Source organism: Agrobacterium sp. ST15.13.015 (genome assembly GCF_027871645.1).
Classification (GTDB): domain Bacteria; phylum Pseudomonadota; class Alphaproteobacteria; order Rhizobiales; family Rhizobiaceae; genus Agrobacterium; species Agrobacterium leguminum.
Genome location: NZ_JAQAHF010000055.1, coordinates 1 through 523 on the forward strand (window position 1 = coordinate 1; position 523 = coordinate 523).

Annotated in this window: 1 protein-coding gene; it reads left to right on the plus strand. The window is 62.1% G+C overall.

The genetic code is table 11. From position 1 onward, the window contains the following. A partial coding sequence (locus PIB16_RS26705) for an anti-sigma factor (RefSeq protein WP_271046681.1) occupies window positions 1-523 on the plus strand: 523 nt, incomplete at both ends.

A 523-nucleotide genomic window follows, 5' to 3' on the forward strand; every position in this document is an offset into this window, starting at 1 on the left:
TCCTGGGCGTGCTGCCGCTCGAAAAGCGCCGTGAACTGGAACGACGCATGCAGGACGACGCGGCCTTCGCACAGCTGGTGCAGCGCTGGGAGGCGGAATTTTCCGACTTCAATGCCGATTACCAGGAGCAGGCACCGAGCGCCGCTGTTCTTGCGCGTATCGAAGAACGCCTGTTCGGCGGCAGGACGGTCAATACCAATGGCAGCCTCTGGAATTCCGCGTCCTTCTGGCGCTGGATCTCGGTTGCCACCAGCGCAACCGCCGTGGCCGCCATCGTTTACGCCGCCTTCCCCGAAAAATGGCAGGGCGCCACTCCGTTGGTGGCCGAACTTGCAACGACCGACAGCCAGGTTAATCTCCTCGCCTCCTACGATGCGGAATCCGGACGGATGCACATTGTGCCTGTCGCAACCGGCAAGACCGACGAAAAATCGCTGGAACTGTGGCTGGTGATGGATGGCGGCAAGACCCGCTCGCTCGGCGTCTTCCAGCCCGGCACGAATGGCGATCTTATAATCCCCGC